Raw genomic sequence first — 6,000 nt, forward strand, 5'->3', positions numbered from 1 at the left:
CGCACTGTCGTAGTCACCGAGTTCCGTCGCCACCACACATCCGTGAATCACCGCGTTGACGGGATTCACCTGCAGCCCGTACGGGTCTGGCCGGGTTCGCGAGTCGATGCGGGCGGCTGTTTCCGCCGCGAGGCCGTGGTGCTCCCAGGCGTCCGACTCGTGCCCCAGCCGGGCGGCGGAGACGGCCGCGCGAAACTGGAGGGAGCCGTAAACCTGCAGTCCTGCCGGATCTGACCGGTCCACCTCGCCCGCCGCCCGCCTCACCATGGTCAGCGCGATGTCACCGGACCCCAGGGTGAGCAGCAGCAGCGCCCGCGACAGCGAGACCAGGTGCCGCAGGTGCGGGTCGTCGGCGCGCAGCGCGGCGGTCCCGGCCCGCTCGACGGCGACCTGCGCCAGGTCGTTGTAGCCCAGGCGGCGGGTCAGGGACACCGCTATGGCGTACGCGTGGTTCAGCAGGCGCCACGCCCTCGGAGCGTCCGACTCGACCGCGTGGACCGTCAGCTCCTCGATGGCCGACGGCAGGCGCCCACCGAGCCTGACATGGGCGGCGGCCCCCTGCAGCTTCTGGAGTTTGACCAGTTCCTTGGCGAGCTCATCAAGTGACCGGGGAGGGACCTCCAGCTCCGGGGAGATGTCGGCGTAGGTGACAGCGCGCCTGATGGCGGGCATCGCCGCGTGCACCGCGTCGGTGCGTCTGTCGGACCCTCGGTAGGGCTGGCCGTTGATCTCGGCGGCATCGACCCCGCAGGCCCTTGCCACAGCCGCCACAAGCGAGGGGGTGGCCGGTTTATGACCCGCCTCGACCTGCGCGATCAGGCTGCGGGAAACATTGGCCCTGGCCGCCAGGCCGGTTTGGGTGAGCCCTCTGCGTTTACGCGCCCTGGCAATTCGACGCCCAGTGCTTTCATTCTGACCGCCGCCCAGATCGGGGTTCCATTCATGCCTGGCCATCTCACCACCTTCTCTCGCTCACGCGACGTCTTCACGATAGCGGCCTGAGCATTTCACCGAGATGAACATTCCCAACGACCGGTTCACTTTCCAAGAGGTCTATGCCGGTTCTGCGGTGAATCATAAGAGCCGGATCGGAGCGGTGATGAACAGGGTCTGCGCGCGGTGGACGGCGGCGCGTTCGGCATGGCGAGAAGCCGGTACGCCTGGCGATATCGCGAGCATCGACTCCACGACCGGCGTACCGCGAGCGAGGCCGGGCGGCGCCCCGCCGGCCCTGACTTTCGGCAGGTCGCCGGGGAAGAACGCGTTTCCGAGCCCACCGCGAAGTACGATCGATCAATGACCGAAATGACCGAAACCACGCCCGGCTGGCTCTCTCCCGAAGAGCTGGAGTCGACCCGCGCACGAATGCCGATCCTCTACGTCGACGCCGTGCCGGTGCGAGTCGACGAGGCCGGAGTGGTCACGCATGTCGGCCTGCTGCTGCGCATCGGAGCGGACGGGACGGTCAGCCGCGCCCTCGTCTCCGGCCGGGTGCTGCACCACGAGCGAGTCCGCGACGCGCTCATCCGCCATCTGGAGAAGGACCTCGGCCCGACGGCACTGCCCAACATCCCCGCCTCTCCGCAGCCGTTCACCATCGCCGAGTACTTCCCGACGCAGGGCGTCACGCCCTACCACGACCCCCGGCAGCACGCGGTCTCCCTCGCCTACGTCGTCCCGGTCGTGGGTGACTGCCGCCCCCGGCAGGACGCCCTCGACCTTGTCTGGTTCACTCCCGAGGAGGCCTCGTCACCGCTGGTGCAACAGGAGATGCTCGGCGGTCAGGGCACCCTGCTGAAGCAGGCCCTCGCCTACGTCGGCCGCCTCTCCTGACCTTCCGACGGCGGAAATCGCTGTGCCCCCTCTCTGTGCCAGGCTCAGGCAGCGGCCTCAACGCGCTGTCCCTGCCACTGCCACCGCACCTGATTCGGAGAGGCTCAGCGGGTGCGGCTGGCCAGGAAGCGGCGCCATTCCGGACGGGTTCGCGCGAGTGCTCGCAGCGAGGCCGGAACCTGGGGCCTGGGGTCGTTGCGGTCCAGGCGCAGTTCGGTGAGCGCGGTCAGCTCACCCAGCCATTCCGGCAGCTCGGCCAGCCGGTTTCCCTGCAGATCGAGCTTGGTCAGGGGGGTGAGGGCCCGCATCGACGTGGGAAGGGCGGTCAGCTTGTTCTTGCCCAGGCTGAGGGACCTGAGGGCGGTGAGTTTGCCGATCGACTCCGGTAGCTCGGTCAGCCCGGTGTTCCACAGGCCGAGAGAGGTGAGGGCGGTGAGGTTCCCGATCGACTCCGGCAGGCCGGTCAGTGGGACGCATCCCATATCGAGACGCTCCAGAGCGGTCAGCTCGCCCAGCCACGGAGAGAGGTCGGCGGGTCGGCTGTATGTCAGGTCCAACCAGGTGAGGGCGGTGAGACGGGCCATCGACGCCGGGAAACAGGCCGGCCCGGCGTACCACATGCGGAGCCTGGCGAGCCGGGTGAAGTCGCCGATCCACTCGGGCACCTCCTCCAGGTCATGGAGGTTGCTCAGGTCGAGTTCCGTGAGACCGGTGAGCTCGCGCATCGAGTCGGGGAGGTGGCACAGTCCGGTCACCGAGACATTGAGGTGGATCAGTCCGGTCAGCTCGCCGATCCATTCGGGCAGGGCGGTCAGCTCACGGTTGCCCCCGAGGTTGAGCTCGGTCAGCGCGGGCAGGTCGGTCAGGAACCGGGGAAGCTCGGTCAACCAGTTGGATCTCAGGCGCAGCACCCGCAGACCGGGAAGCTCGGCCACCTCCTCGGGAACCCGGAGCAGGCCGAGACCCGACAGGTCCAACGTGTCAGATCCCTCGCGCAGGTACGTGTTCATCCGCCGCCGAGCGGTCCGAAGCACGGAATCCACTGCTGCCACCCTGGTTTTCTCCTTGCCGCCAACAAGATGTGATCGGCGATCACGGTAGCGATGAGGACTTGCGACCCGGTTGTGGGTCATTGAACTTGTTTCGCCCTCGGGGTGCGGGGCCGCCGGTCACAGCATGATCGCGAGTTCGGCGAGGTATCGCCGGTACGCGGTGAAAAGCGCGCCGCCGGAAGCGGTGGCCTCCTTGGGCAGGCCCTCCCACCGCGAATCATGCGGGCCGTGCGACCATGACAGCGAAGGTGACGGCGGAACGAGGAAGCCGGTGTGAACCCGGCGCGGTCCCGCCACTGTGATCGGCGAGCGGACCCCGACATCGCCACTGCCCGGGTACGGGTGGGAAGGCCGGGCGAGCTTGGACCCGAGAGCCAGGAGACTCACGCCGTCGCCTCCTCAGCGAAATTGGGGCGGAACTCCCCAAGAGAGGAAGGCGGTTGCCATGCCGTGCGACTCACCCGCCGGTGCTCCGCCCGGACTGCTGCCCGCCGCCCCGGCCGTGGTCGCCGGCGCGGTCGCCGACGTCCGCGCCATCGGCGGCTACTTCGGGATCGAGACAGGCGAGGCCGAGGCCGGATGGCGACCGTTCACCGATCTGTGGACGGCTCCGGGCGTCCTGGAGGCGAGAATCCACGACATGGCCGGACGGCTGGGCACCACCGAGCATCGGGTGGCCGCCTCGATCCTGTTCCAGGGCCTGGCCGCCCGCCTGTGGTCACCGTCCATCGGCGCCGTGGTCGCGCACGACCTGCTCATCGACCTGGCCCCCGAGCACCTGTACTGGCGGCCGGCCCCCGACCCGCTGCCGCTGCGAGCCACCCGGCTGTCCGGCTGGGGCGTCCGCGACCCCGCGCGGATCGCCGAACCGGTCTACCGCAGCATCATGGCCGAGATGCTGGAACCGCTCGCGGAGGCGGTCCGGCGGATCGTGAAGATCGCGCCGGGGCTGTTGTGGGGCAATGCGGCCTCCGCACTGGCCGGAACCATCGGCGCCTTCACCCACCGACGGCCCGACCTCACCGCGAAGGCCGTGCGGCTGGGCCGCGAACTACTGGACCGGGATCTCCTGCGCGGCACCGGCGAACTGACCGAGCCCGTACCCGGCCGTCCCTTCTTCGTCCGTCGCAGCTGCTGCCTGTACTACCGCCTGCCCGGCGGCGGCATGTGCGGTGACTGCGTCCTGTTGCCGGCCCGCCGGCCACCAACCCACCCCCCTGGCTGACGCTCTTCGTTTCGCGCCTTCCCAGTCCAGTTCGCCTGGAGGTGGTCAGCTACGTCCGACGACGCCGAGGATGCCCGGCTTGGTGAAGTCGACGGTGATCTTCTCTCCGTACTCGTTGTACTCGGAGCGCCACGCCTCGACCGGGACGATCCCCGGCTCCAGCAGCTCCATTCCACTCAGCAGCTCGGCCAGCTGTTCCGGGCCGCGCGAGGTGAGCGCCCCCGCGCTGGTCGAGCGGTAGACCTGCTGCCCGGCCTCGTGCACCTCGGCGCTGACGTTGGCCTCGAAGGCGTGCGTGACGATCAGATGGCTACCCGGGGCCAGCCGTTCGCGGATCGTGGTGATGATGTGAGCGACCAGGGCGTCGTCGGGAATGAAGTGCAGCATCGAAATCAGCAGCACCGCGACGGGCTGGGTGAAGTCGACGGCGCTCTCGATCTGCGGGTCCGTCAGGAGCTTCTCGGGTTCCCGCATGTCGCCCTGGACGACAGAGGTGAGGTGGTTGTCCTCCAGGAGCGCACGGCCGTGCACCAGGACGATGGGGTCGTTGTCGACATAGACCACCCGGGTGTCGGGCGCGATGCGATGGGCGACCTGGTGCACGTTGTCCTGCGTCGGCAGTCCCGACCCGATGTCGAGGAACTGCCGCACGCCCTGGCGCACGAGCAGATCGACGACTCGCGAGAGGAACGCCCGGTTCGCCCGGGTCATCTCGCGGATACCGGGCACCACCCGCATGAACTGTTCCGCGGCCGCCCGGTCGGAGGCGAAGTTGTCCTTGCCTCCGAGGTAGTAGTCGTACATTCGAGCGACACTTGGGGTGTTCGGGTCGACACCCGCTGGAACATCTTCTTGCTCGCCCATACCCTCGTCCTTCATCGCCTTTGGGAAGGATATGGGAATTCCATAAAACTGTGGATCTTTACTGACAAACCATATACGACCGAATTCCCAGGGCGATCGCGGCACCGGCGAGCGACACCCGCGCGGACCGGCGGACGGCCACCGTGTGATCGGAAGTCGTACGCGGCCCACGCGCGCTTTCCGGATTCGGCGGGCCTGCCGGCGGCTACCCGTCCCGCTCGATCGACCCGGAGTTGCTCTCGGTGCTCCGGTAGCTCTGGTGGCCGGGCTCCCAGGTCCAGGTCTCCGTGCGGCCACCGTTCGTGATGGTCAGCGTGCCGGCGGGATCATAGTACGGCGACTCGGGGGACCAGGGTGGAACGGGGTCGGCGTACGCGACCGGCGTGGCGAACGCTACCGCCGAAGCGGCGAGAGCGGCGGTGACGAGATAGCGGGAAATGGACATTTGCTCCCCCAAAAGACATAAACGGTACAGCGGGGATATTGCCGGATATAAGGCAAAGAGAACCACGCCGATGATCAAGACTCTGACCGATTCGTATTCGGCACGGCCGCCCGCTCCGGGACCGCTCATCCCGGCGAGAACCGGCGGGTCTCCGCCGAGAGCCTGATCGTCGACGGCGGGCATCCGGTCATCCGGGTATCCCACCGGATTCCACTCGGGCCCGGCCGCACTGGACCGATCCCACTTGGTGGGAGCTTGGCGCCCGGCATGAGCGAGCGAGGCCTCGGCCACTCGGTCGCCCTCGGAAGCTGTGAGCCAAGACGACGGCGCGAAGGACACCAAGTCTCCACCAAGGAGCGTCGGCCAGCCTGACGGTGTCCAACCATCTGGCCCTGCACACCAGGTCGGGGCCCTTCTCCCAGGAGAATCTCAATGGCGCGCGGTCTGTCCACCAACCACAACGAGACCCTCGTCCCCGCAGACGGCCTGTCCACCAACCACAACGAGACCCTCGTCCCCGCAGACGGCCTGTCCACCAACCACAACGAGACCCTCGTCCCCGCAGACGGCCTGTCCACCAA

Annotated in this window: 5 protein-coding genes, 1 pseudogene and 1 riboswitch; of the genes and pseudogenes, 2 read left to right on the forward strand and 4 right to left on the reverse strand. The window is 68.2% G+C overall.

The features are described 5' to 3' along the window. Nucleotides 1-738 precede the first annotated feature (738 nt). Nucleotides 739-954, reverse strand: a pseudogene (locus ABT061_RS48490) (helix-turn-helix domain-containing protein); the annotation flags it as partial. Between the two features lie 342 nt (nt 955-1,296). On the opposite strand from ABT061_RS48490, the gene ABT061_RS43080 reads away from it, so the two are divergent. Beyond that, nucleotides 1,297-1,833, forward strand: a complete 537-nt coding sequence (locus ABT061_RS43080; RefSeq protein WP_350929234.1) for an NUDIX hydrolase family protein — start codon at nt 1,297-1,299, stop codon at nt 1,831-1,833. Nucleotides 1,834-1,937: 104 nt separating this feature from the next. On the opposite strand, the gene ABT061_RS43085 is transcribed toward ABT061_RS43080, so the two are convergent. Then, nucleotides 1,938-2,876, reverse strand: coding sequence for a leucine-rich repeat domain-containing protein (locus ABT061_RS43085; RefSeq protein WP_350929236.1), 939 nt, complete (start codon nt 2,874-2,876; stop codon nt 1,938-1,940). Nucleotides 2,877-3,114: 238 nt separating this feature from the next. Next, nucleotides 3,115-3,292: riboswitch (cobalamin riboswitch) on the forward strand. Nucleotides 3,293-3,330: 38 nt separating this feature from the next. Between ABT061_RS43085 and ABT061_RS43090 the strand changes: the two genes are divergently transcribed. Then, the gene (locus ABT061_RS43090; protein WP_350929238.1) at nt 3,331-4,110 is read left to right on the forward strand and encodes a (2Fe-2S)-binding protein; all 780 of its coding nucleotides are present in this window, start codon (nt 3,331-3,333) and stop codon (nt 4,108-4,110) included. A gap of 45 nt (nt 4,111-4,155) precedes the next feature. Here ABT061_RS43090 and ABT061_RS43095 read toward each other — a convergent pair whose 3' ends face one another. Both ABT061_RS43095 and ABT061_RS43100 read right to left on the reverse strand, forming a co-directional pair. Beyond that, nucleotides 4,156-4,974 carry an SAM-dependent methyltransferase gene (locus ABT061_RS43095; protein WP_350929241.1) on the reverse strand — a complete coding sequence of 273 codons (819 nt, stop codon included), beginning with the start codon at nt 4,972-4,974 and terminating at the stop codon, nt 4,156-4,158. Between the two features lie 205 nt (nt 4,975-5,179). Continuing rightward, on the reverse strand, nt 5,180-5,419 hold the full coding sequence (locus ABT061_RS43100; RefSeq protein ID WP_350929243.1) for a hypothetical protein: 240 nt from the start codon (nt 5,417-5,419) through the stop codon (nt 5,180-5,182). Nucleotides 5,420-6,000: the final 581 nt, after the last annotated feature.

Origin of the sequence: Streptosporangium sp. NPDC002544, assembly GCF_040295965.1 — a bacterium.
GTDB lineage: Bacteria > Actinomycetota > Actinomycetes > Streptosporangiales > Streptosporangiaceae > Streptosporangium.